At 50.5% G+C, this 19,269-nt stretch carries 18 protein-coding genes; 7 read left to right on the forward strand and 11 right to left on the reverse strand.

Annotated elements, in window-relative coordinates; genetic code table 11:
- Nucleotides 1-110: 110 nt before the first annotated feature.
- Both melA and melB read left to right on the forward strand, forming a co-directional pair.
- Nucleotides 111-1,466, forward strand: a complete 1,356-nt coding sequence (gene melA / locus ACLJTG_RS14670) for an alpha-galactosidase (RefSeq protein WP_020437593.1) — start codon at nt 111-113, stop codon at nt 1,464-1,466.
- Between the two features lie 83 nt (nt 1,467-1,549).
- Nucleotides 1,550-2,980: a melibiose:sodium transporter MelB gene (melB, locus tag ACLJTG_RS14675; RefSeq protein WP_000028070.1), complete on the forward strand. Its 1,431-nt coding sequence runs from the start codon at nt 1,550-1,552 to the stop codon at nt 2,978-2,980.
- A 97-nt stretch (nt 2,981-3,077) separates the two neighbouring features.
- Here melB and fumA read toward each other — a convergent pair whose 3' ends face one another.
- From fumA to ACLJTG_RS14700, 5 genes are all read right to left on the reverse strand, one after another.
- On the reverse strand, nt 3,078-4,724 hold the full coding sequence (gene fumA / locus ACLJTG_RS14680; RefSeq protein ID WP_000037202.1) for a class I fumarate hydratase FumA: 1,647 nt from the start codon (nt 4,722-4,724) through the stop codon (nt 3,078-3,080).
- A 95-nt stretch (nt 4,725-4,819) separates the two neighbouring features.
- Nucleotides 4,820-6,160 carry an anaerobic C4-dicarboxylate transporter DcuB gene (gene dcuB / locus ACLJTG_RS14685; protein WP_000899149.1) on the reverse strand — a complete coding sequence of 447 codons (1,341 nt, stop codon included), beginning with the start codon at nt 6,158-6,160 and terminating at the stop codon, nt 4,820-4,822.
- Nucleotides 6,161-6,306: 146 nt separating this feature from the next.
- The gene (locus tag ACLJTG_RS14690) at nt 6,307-6,573 is read right to left on the reverse strand and encodes a hypothetical protein (RefSeq protein WP_001576548.1); all 267 of its coding nucleotides are present in this window, start codon (nt 6,571-6,573) and stop codon (nt 6,307-6,309) included.
- Between the two features lie 316 nt (nt 6,574-6,889).
- The gene (gene dcuR / locus ACLJTG_RS14695; RefSeq protein ID WP_000611307.1) at nt 6,890-7,609 is read right to left on the reverse strand and encodes a two-component system response regulator DcuR; all 720 of its coding nucleotides are present in this window, start codon (nt 7,607-7,609) and stop codon (nt 6,890-6,892) included.
- Entirely contained in the window at nt 7,606-9,237 is a 1,632-nt protein-coding gene (locus tag ACLJTG_RS14700) for a sensor histidine kinase (RefSeq protein ID WP_000682894.1), read from the reverse strand. Before ACLJTG_RS14700 ends, dcuR begins: the two co-directional genes overlap by 4 nt.
- A 355-nt stretch (nt 9,238-9,592) precedes the next feature.
- Here ACLJTG_RS14700 and ACLJTG_RS14705 point away from each other — a divergent pair, with 355 nt between their 5' ends.
- From ACLJTG_RS14705 to ACLJTG_RS14720, 4 genes are all read left to right on the forward strand, one after another.
- Nucleotides 9,593-12,022 carry a DMSO/selenate family reductase complex A subunit gene (locus ACLJTG_RS14705; protein ID WP_021001041.1) on the forward strand — a complete coding sequence of 810 codons (2,430 nt, stop codon included), beginning with the start codon at nt 9,593-9,595 and terminating at the stop codon, nt 12,020-12,022.
- A 13-nt stretch (nt 12,023-12,035) separates the two neighbouring features.
- The gene (locus ACLJTG_RS14710; RefSeq protein WP_000816143.1) at nt 12,036-12,662 is read left to right on the forward strand and encodes a DMSO/selenate family reductase complex B subunit; all 627 of its coding nucleotides are present in this window, start codon (nt 12,036-12,038) and stop codon (nt 12,660-12,662) included.
- The gene (locus tag ACLJTG_RS14715) at nt 12,655-13,428 is read left to right on the forward strand and encodes a dimethyl sulfoxide reductase anchor subunit family protein (protein WP_020839691.1); all 774 of its coding nucleotides are present in this window, start codon (nt 12,655-12,657) and stop codon (nt 13,426-13,428) included. The genes ACLJTG_RS14710 and ACLJTG_RS14715 overlap by 8 nt, the downstream gene beginning before the upstream one ends.
- Nucleotides 13,429-13,502: 74 nt before the next feature.
- Nucleotides 13,503-14,096, forward strand: coding sequence for a molecular chaperone (locus ACLJTG_RS14720; RefSeq protein WP_020839690.1), 594 nt, complete (start codon nt 13,503-13,505; stop codon nt 14,094-14,096).
- An 83-nt stretch (nt 14,097-14,179) separates the two neighbouring features.
- On the opposite strand, the gene ACLJTG_RS14725 is transcribed toward ACLJTG_RS14720, so the two are convergent.
- Nucleotides 14,180-15,580, reverse strand: a complete 1,401-nt coding sequence (locus ACLJTG_RS14725) for a DUF1996 domain-containing protein (RefSeq protein ID WP_020839689.1) — start codon at nt 15,578-15,580, stop codon at nt 14,180-14,182.
- A 303-nt stretch (nt 15,581-15,883) separates the two neighbouring features.
- Between ACLJTG_RS14725 and ACLJTG_RS14730 the strand changes: the two genes are divergently transcribed.
- Entirely contained in the window at nt 15,884-16,789 is a 906-nt protein-coding gene (locus tag ACLJTG_RS14730; protein ID WP_001268200.1) for an SdiA-regulated domain-containing protein, read from the forward strand.
- Nucleotides 16,790-17,082: 293 nt separating this feature from the next.
- On the opposite strand, the gene ACLJTG_RS14735 is transcribed toward ACLJTG_RS14730, so the two are convergent.
- The 5 genes from ACLJTG_RS14735 to ACLJTG_RS14755 form a co-directional block, all read right to left on the reverse strand.
- Nucleotides 17,083-17,352 (reverse strand): hypothetical protein, encoded by a 270-nt coding sequence (locus ACLJTG_RS14735; RefSeq protein WP_010989096.1) that lies wholly within the window; start codon nt 17,350-17,352, stop codon nt 17,083-17,085.
- A gap of 7 nt (nt 17,353-17,359) precedes the next feature.
- Entirely contained in the window at nt 17,360-17,575 is a 216-nt protein-coding gene (locus ACLJTG_RS14740; protein ID WP_001595136.1) for a hypothetical protein, read from the reverse strand.
- A gap of 22 nt (nt 17,576-17,597) precedes the next feature.
- Nucleotides 17,598-17,885 (reverse strand): transcriptional regulator RtsB, encoded by a 288-nt coding sequence (rtsB, locus tag ACLJTG_RS14745; protein WP_001269916.1) that lies wholly within the window; start codon nt 17,883-17,885, stop codon nt 17,598-17,600.
- Entirely contained in the window at nt 17,882-18,757 is an 876-nt protein-coding gene (locus ACLJTG_RS14750; protein ID WP_000921676.1) for an AraC family transcriptional regulator, read from the reverse strand. Before ACLJTG_RS14750 ends, rtsB begins: the two co-directional genes overlap by 4 nt.
- Before the next feature lie 265 nt (nt 18,758-19,022).
- Nucleotides 19,023-19,244 (reverse strand): hypothetical protein, encoded by a 222-nt coding sequence (locus ACLJTG_RS14755; RefSeq protein WP_021001044.1) that lies wholly within the window; start codon nt 19,242-19,244, stop codon nt 19,023-19,025.
- Between the last annotated feature and the right edge of the window lie 25 nt (nt 19,245-19,269).

A 19,269-nucleotide genomic window follows, 5' to 3' on the forward strand; every position in this document is an offset into this window, starting at 1 on the left:
CGCGCGCCAGCATACGATCTGAGTTTTCGGGAATGCTCATCGGGGAAGACGGAGGTTTTCACCGGGAACGCGTGCCACCATGAAGGTGTTCACTACTGTTCTGGAGAGTCATGATGACGGCACCCAAAATTACCTTTATCGGCGCAGGTTCTACGATTTTCGTCAAAAATATCCTCGGCGATGTGTTTCACCGCGAGGCGCTAAAGTCAGCGCATGTCGCCCTGATGGATATTGACGAAACCCGGCTGGAAGAGTCGCACATTGTGGTACGGAAACTGATGGACTCAGCGGGCGCTTCTGGCCGGATTACCTGCCATACCCACCAGAAAGCGGCGCTACAGGATGCGGATTTCGTGGTGGTCGCCTTTCAGATTGGCGGCTATGAACCCTGCACCGTGACCGATTTTGAGGTTTGTAAGCGTCATGGCCTGGAACAGACGATCGCCGATACGCTGGGGCCGGGCGGCATCATGCGCGCGCTGCGGACCATCCCGCATCTGTGGCGGATTTGCGAAGACATGACGGAAGTCTGTCCGAAGGCCACCATGCTCAATTACGTCAACCCGATGGCGATGAATACCTGGGCGATGTATGCCCGTTATCCGCATATCAAACAGGTCGGCCTGTGCCATTCGGTACAGGGAACGGCGGAAGAACTGGCGCGCGACCTGAATATCGATCCCACCTCGCTGCGCTACCGCTGCGCCGGCATTAACCACATGGCGTTTTACCTCGAACTGGAGCGCAAAACGGCTGACGGGACTTATGTCAATCTCTATCCTGAATTGCTGGCGGCCTATGACGCCGGACAGGCGCCGAAGCCCAATATTCACGGCAATGAACGCTGCCAGAACATTGTGCGCTATGAGATGTTCAAAAAGTTGGGCTACTTCGTCACCGAATCATCAGAGCATTTTGCCGAGTACACGCCGTGGTTTATTAAACCGGGACGCGAAGATCTGATTGCGCGCTACAAGGTGCCGCTGGATGAATATCCGAAACGCTGCGTAGAACAACTGGCGAACTGGCATAAAGAGCTGGAGGAGTATAAAACCGCCGAGCGTATCGACATCAAACCGTCCCGCGAGTACGCCAGCACCATTATGAACGCTCTGTGGACCGGCGAGCCGAGCGTGATTTACGGCAATGTGCGTAACGAGGGGCTGATTGATAACCTGCCGCAGGGAAGCTGCGTGGAAGTGGCTTGTCTGGTGGATGCCAACGGCATTCAACCGACGAAGGTGGGGACGATCCCTTCCCATCTGGCGGCGATGATGCAGACCAACATCAACGTGCAAACGCTGTTGACCGAAGCCATCCTCACGGAAAACCGCGATCGCGTGTATCACGCGGCGATGATGGACCCTCATACCGCAGCGGTGCTGGGTATCGAAGAAATCTATGCGTTGGTTGACGATCTGATCGCCGCGCATGGCGACTGGCTTCCGGCCTGGTTACGCCGTTAATCTCCAGCCGCGCTGGACGGCAGATCCGGCGTTTAACCTCTACTAACAGAAGGCGGGCGCTGGTAACAGCGACCCGGTACCCTATGAGCATCTCTCTGACAACAAAGCTGAGTTACGGGTTCGGTGCGTTTGGTAAGGATTTCGCCATCGGCATTGTGTATATGTACCTGATGTATTACTACACCGATGTGGTGGGACTCTCGGTCGGCCTCGTCGGCACCCTCTTTCTGGTCGCGCGAATCTGGGATGCGATAAACGATCCCATCATGGGCTGGATTGTCAACGCCACGCGTTCGCGGTGGGGGAAATTTAAGCCGTGGATATTGATCGGCACCTTAACCAATTCGCTGGTGCTTTTCCTGCTGTTCAGCGCTCATCTTTTTGAGGGAACCGCGCAGGTTGTGTTTGTCTGCGTAACCTACATCCTGTGGGGCATGACGTATACCATTATGGATATCCCATTTTGGTCGCTGGTGCCGACCATTACGCTTGATAAGCGAGAACGCGAACAACTGGTGCCGTTCCCGCGTTTCTTCGCCAGTCTGGCTGGCTTCGTCACTGCCGGTATAACGCTGCCGTTTGTGAACTACGTTGGCGGAGCGGATCGTGGGTTCGGCTTTCAGATGTTTACGCTGGTGCTAATTGCGTTCTTTATCGCCTCGACTATCGTGACATTACGCAACGTCCATGAGGTGTACTCCTCCGATAACGGTGTAACGGCGGGCCGCCCACATCTGACGTTAAAAACGATCGTTGGATTGATATACAAAAACGATCAGCTCTCTTGCCTGTTGGGAATGGCGCTGGCGTATAACATTGCCTCCAATATTATCAATGGCTTTGCGATCTACTACTTCACCTATGTGATTGGCGATGCCGATCTTTTTCCCTATTACCTTTCTTACGCCGGCGCGGCGAATCTGCTGACGCTGATTGTCTTCCCCCGGCTGGTGAAAATGTTATCGCGGCGGATATTGTGGGCGGGCGCCTCCGTGATGCCCGTTCTGAGTTGCGCAGGGCTCTTCGCGATGGCGTTGGCGGATGTCCATAATGCCGCTTTAATCGTGGCGGCGGGTATTTTCCTGAATATCGGGACCGCGCTCTTTTGGGTGCTTCAGGTAATCATGGTGGCGGATACGGTCGATTATGGGGAATTTAAGCTCAATATTCGCTGCGAGAGTATCGCTTATTCCGTACAGACGATGGTCGTGAAGGGCGGCTCGGCGTTTGCGGCGTTCTTTATCGCTTTGGTGCTGGGGCTGATTGGCTACACGCCGAACGTGGCGCAGTCTGCGCAAACCCTGCAGGGGATGCAGTTTATTATGATTGTCCTGCCGGTACTGTTTTTCATGATGACGTTGGTTCTCTACTTCCGCTACTACCGTTTGAATGGCGACATGCTGCGCAAGATTCAGATCCACCTGCTGGATAAATACCGGAAAACGCCGCCATTCGTCGAACAGCCGGATAGCCCGGCGATTTCTGTGGTAGCGACCAGCGATGTAAAAGCGTGAGCATGTTCTCTCGTGCAGGCCGGATAAGCCGGATAAGCGTAGCGCCATCCGGCAATTAACCGATAACGCGGCCCGGGAGAACGCCGGGCCTGCCAGGTTATTTCGCGCAGTTAGCGCACTGTTTGCTGACAATCTGCTGGAAGAAATCGTTGCCTTTGTCATCCACCAGGATAAAGGCCGGGAAATCTTCTACTTCAATTTTCCAGATAGCTTCCATGCCGAGTTCCGGATATTCGACACACTCCAGATGCTTAATGCTCTGCTGTGCCAGTACCGCCGCCGGGCCGCCGATACTGCCCAAATAAAAGCCGCCATGTTTTTTACAGGCATCCGTGACCTGCTGACTACGGTTGCCTTTCGCCAGCATGATCATACTGCCGCCGTGGGATTGCAGTAGATCGACATAAGAGTCCATTCGGCCTGCGGTGGTGGGGCCTAATGAGCCAGATGGATAACCTGCCGGGGTTTTTGCCGGACCTGCGTAATAGATGGGATGGTCTTTAATATACTGCGGCAGGTCTTCGCCGGATTCAATACGCTCTTTTAGCTTCGCGTGGGCGATATCGCGACCTACGATAATGGTGCCCGTCAGCGACAGGCGAGTCGAGACCGGGTACTGCGATAGCTGGGCGAGGATCTCTTTCATCGGACGGTTGAGATCGACTTTTACCGCGTCGCCTTCGCCCGCCTGACGCAGTGCTGGCGGAATATACTGGCCCGGATTGTGTTCCAGTTTTTCGATCCAGATGCCTTCGCGGTTGATTTTCGCTTTGATGTTACGGTCTGCCGAGCAGGAGACGCCCATCCCCACCGGACAGGAAGCGCCGTGACGCGGCAGGCGAATTACGCGAATATCGTGGGCGAAATATTTCCCGCCGAACTGGGCGCCGAGGCCAAGTTTTTGCGCTTCTTCCAGCAGTTCCTGTTCCAGGTGGAGATCGCGGAATGCCTGGCCGTGCTCGTTACCTTCCGTCGGCAGCGCGTCGTAATAGTGGGTGCTGGCGAGTTTAACGGTTTTCAGCGTGCTTTCCGCCGAGGTGCCGCCAATGACAAAGGCGATATGGTATGGCGGACAGGCCGCGGTGCCCAGCGTGCGCATTTTCTCAACGAGGAAGTTTTTCAGCTTGCCTGGGGTGAGCAGCGCTTTGGTCTCCTGATAGAGATACGTTTTGTTTGCTGAACCGCCGCCTTTCGCCACGCAAAGGAACTTGTACTCGTCGCCGTCGACGGCATAGAGATCGATTTGCGCTGGCAGGTTGCTGCCGGTATTGACCTCTTTGTACATATCCAGCGGCGCGTTCTGCGAGTAGCGCAGGTTATCTTCGATATAGGTATTAAACACGCCTTTGGAGAGCGCGGCTTCATCGCCGCCGCCCGTCCAGACGCGTTGGCCTTTTTTACCCATGATAATCGCCGTGCCGGTATCCTGGCAGGTCGGCAGAACGCCTTTGGCGGCGATTTCGGAGTTTCTCAGGAATTGCAACGCCACATATTTGTCGTTTTCGCTGGCTTCGGGGTCATGGAGAATGGCGGCGACTTGCTGCTGGTGTTCAGGACGGAGCATAAAAGACGCATCATGGAAGGCTTGCTGAGCCAGCAATGTTAACGCCTGCGGCTCAACGTTGAGGATAGATTCTCCATTGAATTCACTGACGCTGACATAATCGGAGGTGAGCAGATAATACTCTGTTTTGTCCTCTCCCATCGGGAAAGGCGCCTGATAGATAAACTCTTTTTTCGACATGTGCTTCCAGCCTAATAGTAAGAAAATGTATTAAGAGCCTCACGGGCCAGGCTCTAAGTCGCGCGCCGCGCATAACCGGGCGGCGCGCGCGGCCATTACAGGAATCCGTACATTGCGGCAAAGATCCAGCCAAAGACGCAGGAGACGCTCACGCCAATCAAACCCGGCAGAATGAAGCTGTGGTTAATGACGAAGCGGCCAATACGGGTTGTGCCGGAACGGTCAAACTGAATCGCCGCCAGATCGCTTGGGTAGGTCGGCAGGATATAGTAGCCATAACATGCCGGCGCAGAGGCCACGATATACGCCGGATCGACACCGATAGCCAGCGCGACGGGAACAATCGCCGCCAGCGCCGCCGCCTGGGAGTTAACAAACTTGGAGACCAGAAGCAGAACGATGGCATAGGCCCACGGATACTCTTTGACCATTTCGCCCAGCACGCCCTGAATTTCCGACATATGCGCGCCGAACATGGTTTCCGCCATCCAGGCGATCCCGTATACCGCGACAATCGCAATCATACCGGAACGAAAAACTTCGTTTTTTGAGATAGACGCAGGATTGGTTTTGGTCAGGATGATAATGAGCGCCCCGGTCAGCAGCATGAACATCTGAATGACCAGCACCATCGACAACGGTTTGCCGCCGAAGGTTGGACGTAAGTCGGAGTCCGCGCCCAGGAGAGCGACCACGGCAATCGCCGCCAGGAAGATCCACATCGCCAGCCAGTTGCTTTTCGGCAGTTTTTTATCCAGCAGCGTCGCGGTATCGCCGTACACGTACTGACGGTTTTCCGGTACGGAAATAAATTTCTGAAACGCTTCGTCTTTATCCAGATCTTTACCGCGGAACCAACTAAAAATACCGATTGCCAGGATACCGAGCAGGGTAGACGGGATGGTGATCGACAGCAGATCGAGGAACTCCAGATGTTTTCCGTCAAATGTCACGTTGCCCAGCATCGCTACCAGAGAAACCACGGCGACGGAAACCGGACTAGCGATGATGCCCATTTGCGCGCCGATAGAACTGGCCGCCATTGGACGTTCCGGACGGATATTATTCTTGATCGCCACGTCATAGATAATCGGCAAAATGGTGTAGACCACGTGGCCTGTCCCACACAGAATCGTCAGGGTACAGGTGACGAACGGCGCCACAATAGAGACGTATTTGGGGTTGCGGCGCAGCAGCTTTTCGGCAATCTGCAACATCACATCCAGTCCGCCTGACGCCTGCAACGTTGCCGACGCGGCGACTACCGCGATAATGACCAGCATTACGTCAACGGGCGGTTTACCTGGCTGGAGATGGAAAACAAACACCAGAATGACCAGACCGATACCGCCCAACAACCCGAGCGCGATCCCGCCCTTTCGGGCACCATAAAACAGACATATTAATATTATGAGAAGCTGTATACTAAATAACATTTTTATTTATCCTCGCGATAAACCCAGTCAATTTTGATAAATGGATCACAGCCATCTTCTGATTTGTGTGAATGAGCATCAGGAAATGGCGAATATTCAATGCGCCAGTGGCGACGATTAACGATTAAGCTTTTTACAGAGTTGCTTTAAGTAATTATTTTCTTGCGATAGTGATGTTCAGAGGGGCGTACCCTCTGGCGATGGGCAGGTGGAGTCAGCGAGAGCAGTAAATTATGATTTGTCTGTTTTAAAAACAGGCGTTTATTATTTAATTTTTGTGTCTCGCCATCAGGTAAATCACGAGATAAATCGAACAGAATGTGACTTATGTGATCATTGTCACGCCATTTTTTTAAATTATTAGTATGGCGTGTGGAGACGCGTATCTGCTCACCAATATACGTATTGTCCATAGGCGTAGCACAAGCTCCATTGCTACAAACATAATTTTATTTAAGTGTCAGGAAAATTCCGGACAAATCCCTTTTTTAATAAAAATACACACTCTCGGCATGGGATAATACTTAATTAACTTTTGTTAGCGTTTTGAAATTAAAAACAGCGCAGAGCGCTGTAATAATAGAAAATAACGTTAACAGGCCTGGGGTGAGTATATTTGATCTGACACAATTTCCCAGGTTTGTTATTAATGTGATAGCGTTTTTATTGGCATTGTTATAATAAATGTTACCAGGATATAACGCTTCGCGTCGGCTTTATGCGGTATCCTTACTGACAATATTGTTTCAGTAAAGAGTAATGTTCCGGCTGAACGCGGTAGCGGTAAACCGGCCTGCCGGTCACGCCGTAATGAATACTGGTAAACAAGATATGGCAATTCACCAGCCAGATGAGATATTTACGGCAGGAGACGCGCGAGATATTCACTTCGTTGGCCAACTCGTCGGTAGAAAATTCCTGCTCCTGATGCGCATCAATCCACTGACATAAGGTGCGTAGCGTTTGCTGCGTCAGCCCTTTTGGTAGCCGACGAGGCTCCTGCTCGCTGGATGAATTACCGTGAATGAGCAGGTCAAGCTCAGACTGTTCGTAATACTGGCGTTTTTCCATCGCCGTTTTCTTACGTAGCCAGCCGGTCAACGCTTCTTCAAAGCGCGTGGCCTGAAAAGGCTTGATCAGATAATCCACCACGCCGTAGTGAAGCGAATCTTTAATGGTGGCGGCGTCAGCGGCAGAAGAAATGACAATAACGTCGCTTTTGCAGCCTGCGCTGTGCAGGACAGGCAGCAGATCCAATCCGTTTTCCTGCTGCATATAGATATCCAGCAGGATTAGGTCAATGTGATTTTCACTGTTGAAGATAAACTCTTTCGCTTTTTCCAGCGTCGAAGCGGTTCCACAACAATGAAAACCGGAGATTTGCGCGACATAGCGGCGATTTAACTCCGCGACCATCGCATCGTCATCGACAATTAATACATTGATCATAGGCTGGTCCTTTTTCCATCCCAGGGTAACTGTACAAAAAATTGTGTGAAGATCCCAGGCTCGGACTCCACGGAAATTACGCCGCCAAGTGCTTCAACCTGCTGTTTAACCAGCGCTAAACCGACGCCGCGTTCGGCGCCTTTCGACGAGACGCCTTTTTCAAAAATCGCCTCGATGCGCTCAGGTTCGATACCCGGACCGTCATCGCTCACTTCGCAATGCAGCCAGCCATGACGGTAGTGTAACGAGACGCTGATTTCGCCGCCGGATTCCTGGCTCAACGCTTCCAGAGCGTTTTCAATCAAATTACCCAGCGCCGTAATCAGCACCGTAACCTGATCTTCATTGTTATTATCCGGTAACTGGCTGTCGCTGCTTATCACCAGGCTGTGCCCGAAATCAGAGGCACGAGTAATCTTACTGAGCAAAAAGCCAGCGATAATCGGCGACTTTATTTTACCCAGCAGCAAACCGATCTCTTCCTGATAGTTATTGGCCGTCTTGATAATATACGCTTCAAGCTGCTTATAACTCTTCAGGTGCAATAATCCCAGAATCACATGTAATTTGTTCATGAATTCGTGGGATCGTTCACGGAGCGCATCCGCGTAGTTCACCATCCCGTCCAACCGCTGCATCAGTTGGCGAACTTCTGTTTTATCCCTGAAGGTGGATATCGCGCCGATAATTTCGCCGTTGCTGCGCACCGGAACGGTATTCACCAGCAGCAGGCGGCCTTTGACGATGATCTCTTCATCGCGGCGCGGCGTACCGTCACGCAACACTTCGCTAATGTCCACTACCTGCGACCAGGCATGGCTCAGGGTGGATAATCTGGCGTCATCCTGCGTTTTTCGATAATCAAGCAGCGCCTGCGCCGCATGGTTAATCAACGTGACTTCGCCGCTATCATCCACGGCGATAACGCCCTCTTTGATTGACTGCAGCATCGCCTGGCGTTGTTCAAACAGGGTTGAGATCTCATAGGGTTCGAGGCCAAACAGGATACGTTTCAGCACCTTGACCAGCGCATACGTGCCTAATAACCCCACCAGAGCGCCGAACAGAATGGACCAGATAATACTGCCGCGGCTATTGTTGATCTGCTGCGTAACGTGACTGAGTTCCAGGCCAATCGCTACCACGCCGATCTGCCGGTGGCGTTCATCATAAACCGGTGTGAAAACGCGCAGCGCTTTGGCAAGAAAGCCGCGATTAATGGCAACGTTTTCCTTTCCCTGCAGCGCGAGCAGAATATCATCGCCTTTGAACGGTTGGCCGATTCGCTGCGTTTCTGGGTGCGAATAACGGATGCCCTGCATATTGGTCACCACAATAAACAAAAAGCCATTATGCTGGCTCACCGCTTCGGCGAGCGGCTGAATGCCGCTTTCCGCAGGCGGTTTTTTCAGCCCCTCGCGAATTGCCGGAGAGTCCGCCAGCGAGCGAGCCACCGCCAGCGCTTTATCTGCCAGCGCGTCGCGCGTCATGCTGCTGATTTGCGAAAAATAGATCAGATGGACCACAACGAGCACCGAAAACAAAACGGCGCTGACCATCAGAATGACGGTAGTGCCGAGTTTCATGGGGCGTTTGCGTAACGCCCGGCATGGCAGGGAGTGTTTCATAGTGGACCTGAGCGGACGAATCGTAAGGTTATTATCCCTGATGAGGCGTCTAATTCAAAGGCATAGGCGATGTTGCTCCAGTGTTGAAAAGCCCGTCTTGCCTTGCAGGGGGCGCTACCTGCTCATGTCGTTAATTAATATCGCCGGATACCGTGATGGGTAATTTATTTTCATCAGAATTACATAAAATAATTTTTCATTAATTTTTATAATAACGTATGCGGTATCACATTTTATTTTTACTGACGTTCAGAATGCGTTTGATCACAATCAATCAGCGCTAATATTTAATCTATTATGATTAGTTTTCATTACATATTATTAATAATTATGGAAGCAATGTGAGAAATAAAAAATGGAAATAAAAAAATGGCTGAACACAACCATAACCCGACGTGATGCTATTGTCGCTACTGCAAAAGTAGGGGCGGCGGTGACGCTAAGTCAGGCGATTACGCTGCCTTTTGCTACCACTGCCCAGGCGCAGGATACCCCGATACCGAAGGATGCCAACGGCGAAACCGTCAGGCACAGCGCCTGTCTGGTCAACTGTGGCAGCCGATGCCCGCTTAAGGTTATCGTGAAAAATGATCGCATTGTGCGTATTGAACCGGAAGACGCGAAAGATGACGCGGTATTCGGCGAGCATCAGATTCGTCCCTGCCTGCGCGGGCGTTCCAGTCGCTGGCGGGTCTATAGCCCGGATCGCATTAAGTATCCGATGAAAAGAGTGGGAAAACGCGGCGAAGGAAAATTTAAACGTATTTCATGGGATGAGGCCACGGCCTTTATTGCGGCGGAATTAACGCGCGTTAGCGAAAAATATGGCCGGGAAGCTATTTATTATAATTATCAATCCGGCGCGTATTATCACACGCAGGGTAGACCCGCCTGGATAAGATTACTAAATCTCACCGGCGGTTATTTAAATTACCATAATACCTACTCGACCGCGCAAATCGCGACGGCAACGCCCTATATGCATGGTACCTATGTCGGTAGCCATTTTACGCAGATCGCGCATTCCGATCTGGTGGTGCTATTTGGCCTGAATCTCTCAGAAACGCGGATGTCCGGCGGCGGTCAGGTTGAAGAGCTGCGCCGGGCGCTGGAAACCTCGAAAGCCCGAGTCATTATTATCGATCCGCGCTATACCGATTCGGTGATTACCGAACACGCCGAATGGCTACCGATTCGCCCAACCACGGACGCTGCGTTAGTCGCCGGCATAGCGCATACGCTGATTACCGAACAGCTTCTCGACGAGGCGCTGGTAAACCGCTATTGCGTCGGTTATGACCGTAGCACCTTGCCGGACACGGCTGCGCCTAACGCCAGCTATAAAGATTATGTTCTTGGCACGGGCGATGACGGTATCGCGAAAACCCCGGAATGGGCGGCGGATATCACCGGTATTCCGGCAACGCGTATTCGCCAACTGGCGCGCGAAATCGCCTCGGCGCGCGCCTGCTATATTTGCCAGGGCTGGGGGCCGCAGCGTCATGCCAACGGCGAACAAACCGTGCGTGCTATTCAGACGCTGCCAGCGTTAACAGGCCACTTCGGGCGGCCCGGCACCAACAATGGCAACTGGCCTTACGGTACGCCGTATGGCGTGCCATTGTTGCCTGTCGGTAAGAATCCGATCACAACCTCTATTCCTTGCTATCTGTGGACGGACGCCATTCAGCATCCGGAGAAAATGACCGCGACGACAATGGGGGTGAAAGGCGCGGACAGGCTAAAAACCGGGATTAAGCTGTTTTTCAACCAGGCCGGTAATACCTTGCTGAATCAGCACGGCGAAACGAACCGCACCCGACAAATTCTCGCGGATGAATCGCTGTGTGAAACCATTATCGTGATTGAAAACCATATGACGCCCAGCGCGATGTATGCGGACCTGCTGTTGCCGGAGACCAGCTATCTTGAGGCGGAAGACCTGGTGGACAGCTCCTATGCGGCGGGATCGCATAACTATATGATTGCGATTCAGAAAACCGTTAAACCGATGTGGGAAGTGCGCAGCACGTATGACATCTGCGCGGATATCGCCGGGCATCTTGGACTGCGCGAGCAATATACCGAGGGCCGAACTCAGGCGCAGTGGGCGGAGATGCACTATCAGCAGATCCGTGAAAAACGTCCATACCTGCCGGAGTGGAGCGTGGCGAAAGAGATGGGCGTGATTGACCAGCGTATCGCTACCGAGCAGCAGAGCCTTGCGTTTGCCGATTTCCGCGCCGACGCCGAGGCTAATCCACTCTCCACACCGTCGGGCAAAATTGAAATTTACTCCCAGGCGCTGGCGGATCTGGCGCAAGCGTGGACGTTGCCAGAAGGCGAGCGAATTCCCGCATTGCCGGAATTTTGTCCGGCGAAAGAGTCGCATCTTAACAAAGCGCTGACGGCGAAGTATCCGTTGCAGTTAAGCGGCTTCCATACCAAAGGGCATACCCACTCGACCTACAGCAATGTGCTGATGCTGCATGAGGCGGTGCCGGATGAAGTCTGGATTAACCCGATTGACGCCAGCGCTCGCCAATTGAAGTCCGGCGATCGGGTGCATGTATTCAATGACCGCGGCGTGGTGGAGCTTCCCTGTAAAGTGACCCAGCGCATTTTACCCGGCGTGGCGGCGATGCCGCAGGGCGCGTGGACGCGGCTTGACGGCAACGGCGTTGATGTCGGCGGCTGTATCAATACGCTGACCAGCCACCACCCTTCGCCGTTGGCGAAAGGCAATCCGCAGCATACCAATCTGGTTGAAATTAAACGCGCTTAAGGAGTGATGTACGATGAAACAGTATGGCTTTTATGTTGACTCCTCGCGCTGTTCAGGCTGTAAAACCTGCCAGGTAAGCTGCAAGGATAATAAAGATCTGGATGTCGGTCCGAAACTGCGCCGCGTCTATGAATATGGCGGCGGAAGCTGGGTGAAAGAGGGGGAAAGCTGGCATCACGACACCTTTACCTACTACCTCTCTATTGCTTGTAACCATTGCGATGAGCCGGTATGTGTCTCCGGCTGTCCGACCGGGGCGATGCATAAACGCAAAGAAGATGGTCTGGTCGTGGTGGATGACAGCGTATGCGTCGGCTGTCGCTATTGTGAAATGCGCTGCCCCTACGGCGCGCCGCAGTTTGATACGCAAGCAAACGTGATGCGTAAATGCGACGGTTGTCTTGACCGACTGGAGAACAATCTGCGCCCTATTTGTGTGGATTCTTGCCCGCAGCGAGCGCTGGATTTCGGCCCTGTCGATGAATTACGGGCAAAATATGGCACGGAGAATCAAATCGCGCCGCTGCCTTCGGCGTCGTTCACCCATCCTAACCTCATTATTAAACCGCATCCGAAAGCGAGACCCACGGGCGATACGGAAGGCGCAATCATGAACATTCGGGAGGTGCGCCATGCATGAGTTACCGCTGGTCTTTTTTACGGTCTTTACCCAGAGCGCGGTCGGCGCGTTTATTCTGCTGCTGATTGGCGGCGCAATGGGGCTGGTCGCGCCGCGGCGCAAGGCTATTGGTCTGTTCTCGGTGATGTGCCTGTTTGGGCTTGGCGTCATTGTCGGCACCTTCCACGTCGGGCAACCGCTGCGTGCGCTGAATATGCTGCTGCGCGTCGGACATTCGCCGATGAGTAACGAGATTGTCTTGTCGGCGGCTTTTGCGGCGCTCGGCGGGCTGGGGGCGCTCGGTTTGTTGCTGAACCGGGCGACGCCGCTGTGTAACGCGTTGGTATGGTTGGCGGCGATAGTCGGAGTTGTCTTCTTATACGCCGTTCCGCAGATTTACCAACTGCCGACGGTGGCGACCTGGCGTTCATCTTACACCACGGCAATGATGATATTGACGCCGTTGATTGGCGGTGGCGCGTTGGCGGCATTGTTTGGCGTGCGCCGTCTGGGGCTACTGGTCAGCGTGTTGGCGATTTTGGTGAGCTTTTGTCTGCGCCCGGGCTATATGGCGACGCTGATGAGCGCCGATAGCGCTCTGACCGCCGCGCAACATAGCTGGTTTACCGCCCAGGCGATATTGCTGGCGGCGGGTGTGGTCGGGGTGGTGGTCTGCGCGCGCCTGAAATCGAGTGCTACTGTGCTGGCCATGACGGCTGTGGTGGTTATCGCGGCGGAGTTGGCGGGTAGGATTGCGTTTTACAATCTGTGGACGCTGCCAATGTAGTTTTTGCCCGGCTTGTGCCATGTAAGCCTGATCAGCGTAGCGTCATCAGGCGAGATATTTCAGGAGCTATTGCTATGCCTACCCGTGCTGTTTTGCCGCGTATCCTCGGCGCACTGTTTTACTACTCCCCTGAGAGGCCGGAGGTGAAAGCGTTGTTCGATTGTTTGCCAACGTTGCCTGAGCTTTACCCCTGGCGCGATCGCGGACATATTGAATCACTGTGTGCGTCATGGTCGCTACCGGATGATGATGCGCTTACATGGCAATTTTCTGTGTTGTTTGAAGGCCAGGGAAAGATGCCCGTCCCACCCTGGGGATCGGTCTATCTGGAAAAAGATAATTTGTTGATGGGGGAAACTACCGCCGATTATCGAGCTTTTTTACAGTCGCAGGGCATGGTATTCACTGACCGTGAACGCGAGCCGGAAGATCAGTTTGGCCTGATGCTATTGGCCTGTAGCGATCTGCTGGCACGAGGCGACAACGTGGCGGCCAACCGGTTACTGCAGGCGCATCTGCTGCCCTGGGGATTCCGCTATCTGGAATTGCTGCAACGCAATACCGTTAGCGCCTTCTATGCCCGGCTTGCCGTCGTAGCGACCTGTTATCTGCAGGATGTTCAGCAGCAACAGGGACTACAGCTTGAGAATAAACGGTTGTTTTTCTGAGGTATTGGTCAGGTTTTGATGACGTGCCGTAATACTTGTGCCGCCATTGTGCCCGCTGTTGCGTCAGCGGGCACAGTTTACTATTACAGCTCCGGCGTCTTTTTGAAACCGGTCAGCATCAGCACCAGGCTCTGTTTTGAGTCCGCTGGCGTGAAGTCGTAGTGATTTCCCTGACGGTCGCCGCCGATATACCAGGATATTTCCGTTTTCCCTTCCGCCAGCGCTTTGCGCACCGCTTTATCGACATCAACCATGCGATACTCATGTGAATGGTCCAGATATAACACGGCATCGGAACGGTAGTTGATCGCCGGTTTATTGTTCCAGGACACGGTACTGACGTGCCAGTCACTGCTGGTCGGGTAAAAGAAAATTTGATCGGCGCCGTTCGCTTCCGTTTTGCCGCCAAAAAGGCGAATACGGTATTTGAATAGCGAAGCGTCCATATTGCCAGGCAGGGGCGGGATCTTAAATTTCACCAGCGTGAGCGTTTCCGGGTGCTGCGTGCGTCCGCCATTTGTCCAGTCATCCTGTACGTACAAGGTATCGACGCTGGCATGAGGCTTGTCGTCTTCGCTGCTTACCCAGGTATTTTCTTCCGCTTTACTGTAGGCGTAAGGAACCGTAGTGCCGCAATCCAGTCCCTGATTCATACACAGATCCGTCATAAACTGCGCGCCATCTTCCGTCCAGCCATTCATAAAATCGGCATGGGCGGTATAAAGACTTCCCCAGCGCTCTTCCCGGGTTTCGCCATGCATTACCGGGTCCATCGACAATTCTACTTTGGACGTATCCAGCGAGGAGATCTGCGGGAGTACCCAGGCGATGTTCATATTAACCGTCGGGATTTTGACCGGATAGTCTGCGGAACATTTCCCGTGGTCGGCATAGATAGCGTTATTGTGGCTATGGGTTGGTTTCAGGTTGACGCCATCCCAACAGTTGGGGAAAGCGATCCCGATATTAAACTGGACGGCATCGCCCGCTTTACGCAGGCCGCATATTTCGCCTACCTTGTTGGTGTAACCTTTGCCGTTGGCACATAAAAAGGTGATTGCGGAACTGGGGCCAGTACCGTGATGATCGCCTGCCAGTAACTCCAGCCCGGCCGGGAATGGATGGAGCGGATATTGCGCTACATTTGTGGATTGATAATAGGTCTTTTGGTAGGCCGGATTTACGATTTCACCATCAGGTAATTTCATGGACGGCGCCCAGTAAGCGGAGCTGTCGGCTTTATTATCACAGGTGGTATCGGGTTGCGCGCGCAACGTCTGGTAGGTAGAGACCGCATCGGTGTGGGTGTTGCCAAAAAAGTCATGCCACATCGCCTGATTCGCTTTACCAAACATCATAATCGCGTCATCGCCCAGCGTGTGGTGATAGCCGCACACGACATGCGCCTGAGGACCGGCATGGGCCGGGAATGCGCCAGCGGCAACGAGCGTAGCCAGGCTGACGGTAATAAGGTTGAGTTTCATTTTTTTGCTGCCCGGTTGAATAGAAGTGGGAGCAGCAATAGCAGATCAAATTGCGGTGTTACATCTCATTAATTATCACTTTTTGTCATTTGCCCTGCATACAGGGGCGAATTTGCAGACGTACTATTTAAATAATTAGCCGAAACTACCCTCCTCTTGATTATGTCAATTTACAAAAAGGGTACGTTAGTGATTAAAATCGGGCTTTTTGTGATAACCCTCACTATTTCATTTTGCCTATGCTAATGGCGCTCGCCATAACCGAATAACGATTCTATCGGACATCGGCTTTATTTTTAAGAAATGCGTTACGACATCAGTCGTGACGCGATCTGCTATGGATTTTTTATGAGATTACTAAAACGCGTTATTGTGGTTGTACTCTTGGGCGTGATTTTATTTATGGTCAGGGACGATATACGCTATGTTTATCAACTGATCCTCAAATATGGTGATAAACCCTCGGCGCTGGCACTGAGTAGCTATAAAGCGGTTATTCAGCAAAAACCAGTCGCAGGAGTTAAGAGTAACCTTTCAGGTTTGACCTACTCCGCCGAAGACAGGATGCTTTTCGCCGTTATTAATAATCCCCCTGAACTGGTCTGGTTAACGACAGAAGGGCAGCTGGTAGGACGGATGCCGCTGCAGGGCATCCACGACCCGGAGTCTATTGCATGGAGTGGGGGCAACCAGTTCCAGATAGGCAGTGAGAAAGATGGCGCGGTCTATAAAACACAGGTGGATATTCAGCGCGGCACCATGCAGATAATCTCCATGGTGAAGCTTGAGGGCTATGACAAAGCAAAAAATAAAGGGCTGGAAGGTACGGCATGGGATGCGAAAAATGAGAGATTATATGCCGCAAAAGAAAGAAAACCCATTATGATCAAAGAAGTAGAGATGAGCAAAAATGGTATCACCAGAGCGTTGCCTTCTGCCATCACTGCGAGTGTGAGCGATGTCTCCGGACTTGAATACCATGCCCCAACGGATTCGCTGCTGGTGTTGTCGGACGAGTCAAAAATGATTCTTGAGGTCAGTTCCGAGTGGCGGGTGCGCGATCGATTGTTCCTGACGGCGGAGTGGTCAGGGCTCAGAGACGATATCCCCCAGCCAGAAGGGATTGCCATGGATAATGAAAATAATTTGTATATTGTGAGTGAACCAAATCTGTTTTATAAATTTTCGTGTGATATACAGAATGACTAAAATCTATTTTTACTGTCACAGTATGCTAAAACAGAACAAGGTTATTAATACCATGATTTGACGATTGTTTGATTCGTTGATTCATTGTTGGGGATATTTATGTTTTACTTACCTCAGTAACGGATTACTTTGTGGTGTAGCGTAACGGTAATTGTCCTCCTCATATTTGCGGCAGCGTAGTCTGCCGCTTTTTTTTATAAATTAACTCTCTCTGTAATAATTAACAGACAATGAATATTATTCTGTTTTTTCAGCAGGCCTCCGAAGAGACCTCGCATGGTGATGTTTAGTTATCAGGCATGATTTTCTTCATCAACACTTACCGAATGCCATGTCGCCTCGCTAAGCGAAATCATTTCATCTACGCCGGAACTCTTGTTAACCGGGTTTTTCGTCGGCGATGTGCCTGTAAATGTTCCACTGGCGGTATAGTCCGTATCGTTGACCGTGACCTTCACCTGAATATCCTGATGCGCCTCCACGACTCCCTTAAGGGTGACGGTGTTATCCAGACTGCTAACAGTCGATCCCAACGTTGGTTCGGCGGACGGTTGTGTATCCATAGTCAGCTTAATTGTTGCGTGAGCTTCTAAGCGACCCGATAAAGGTCGGTGTATTGATGTTAGTGATATTATCGCCTCCGGCGCCGATATCACTATTATCCTCCATGGAACGTACTGGCGGTGTAGAGTCTATCGTCAGCCAGCCGATAGACAGCGAAGAATTATCCATAGCGTTTGCGGAACGATCTCTGAAGATGATATCCAGAGTTGCCTTGCCTACCACTCTACCAACATTTTAGGAAAAATTACGTAATATCGACTGATATGTAAAACTCATTCAACATCAAATGGATTAATTCAACATCAGTAGTAATATCCATTTTTTTATAGGCTGATCTCTTTTGTGTTGAAATCGTTTTTATATTTCGATCTAATAAATTTGAGCAACTTTTAACAGATAATCCTGCTGCCACGTAATAAATAACTTTTTTTTCGCTCAATGTTAGGTCGAATTTTTTAGCGAGCAACAGAATCCCATCTCTTATATTAATATGTTTTGCTTTGTTCTTATACTGCATTGTCAGATATCTCAATTAACATATTGATGACGAGAGGAAGATAAAAACGCTAAAAATTCCGATGGTGTAGTTTTGAAATGTTTTTTAAAAACGCATGTAAAATAAGAAGCACTATCATAACCACACATATAAGCCACTCGAGTAATATTATATTCACTATTGCGTAGAAGTTTTGTCGCTTTATTCATTCGCGCATTAAGGTAAACTTCGCTGAATGAGGTGTTCTCTTGTTTCAATTTCCTTTTTAATGTGGAACAACTCATATAGAGTGAGTCAGAAATATCCTTGAGCGCCCATTTTCGACTTATGTCGCTTATAATAATATTATAGATATTTTCGGCTAATGTATTTTGCGATAGTTCTCTAAAGAGGGCAAATGCTTCAGGTTCATAGATGAACTCTGAAAGTAGAAATCTTATTAAGTATTCCTTTTTATCTTGGGATAATTTCTGGCTTTTATTTGAAGAGTGTAAAAGGTTGAATACTCTTGCTACGCCTGTTTCTATTGGCGCTAACAGATGTTTTGTCGTCGGTTTTGTTAATGGGGCCGAAAAGTCTGCATGTTCATACAGAAAAAAATTATAAGCATTTTTTATTGACGCAGAATCTAATTCAATTAAATTATAATTTAACTGTTCATGAGTCTCTTCCATAGTGATATGAATAGTTTGATCTTTAGCTAAAAATATTAACATTGGCCCTGATGCCGTAATATACTCCCCGGACGATGTCGTAATTGAAATTTTACCCGTGGTGAGCTTGATGAGTACGGACTGCAGTAAATTTAATCCCTGAAGTGATAAGGATTTCCTCTGCCAGTTTTGCGCTGATTGTAAACATTCAATGCTCCCCACCTGGACAGGTGAGGGATTAAATACTTTTAGCATGATAATTTCCTTTTATTAAATGTGCGTGTAAATCAAAAATTATTCTGAAAAATATTTCAAAAGAAAACTAATATATAGCTATATAATTATTTGCGAACTTAAGGTATCAGGTGGCGATCTTTTCATTTTCTATGGGAAATGCTATTTTATATTGCATTTCTACATATTATAGTATCGTTAAAAAACTATGTCGCGTATAAAAAAAAGATGGAAATTTACAAGAATTGGCTCATGTTATTATCAATTTATCTCTTTAAAATTTGAATTAAGTAATAATTGCCTTTAATCTTTTAGAGAATAGCTCTTTAATTTCATGGAGGTAGTTAGCATGAGGTATAAGATCTGATGTTAATTTGTGATAAGGTTTATCCTGGATGTAAATATTAACGCTCTCGGCCAGGAAAGGCATACAACGCGGTAAATATATACTGCGGCGGGTAGACGGTGTAGCGATATCCGGAAGTTTGAGGGGAGGGGAAACATTCAATCGTATGGTTGGCTTTATGAAAAAC

The organism is Salmonella sp. SAL00672 (assembly GCF_046552175.1).
Classification (GTDB): Bacteria; Pseudomonadota; Gammaproteobacteria; order Enterobacterales; family Enterobacteriaceae; genus Salmonella; species Salmonella enterica.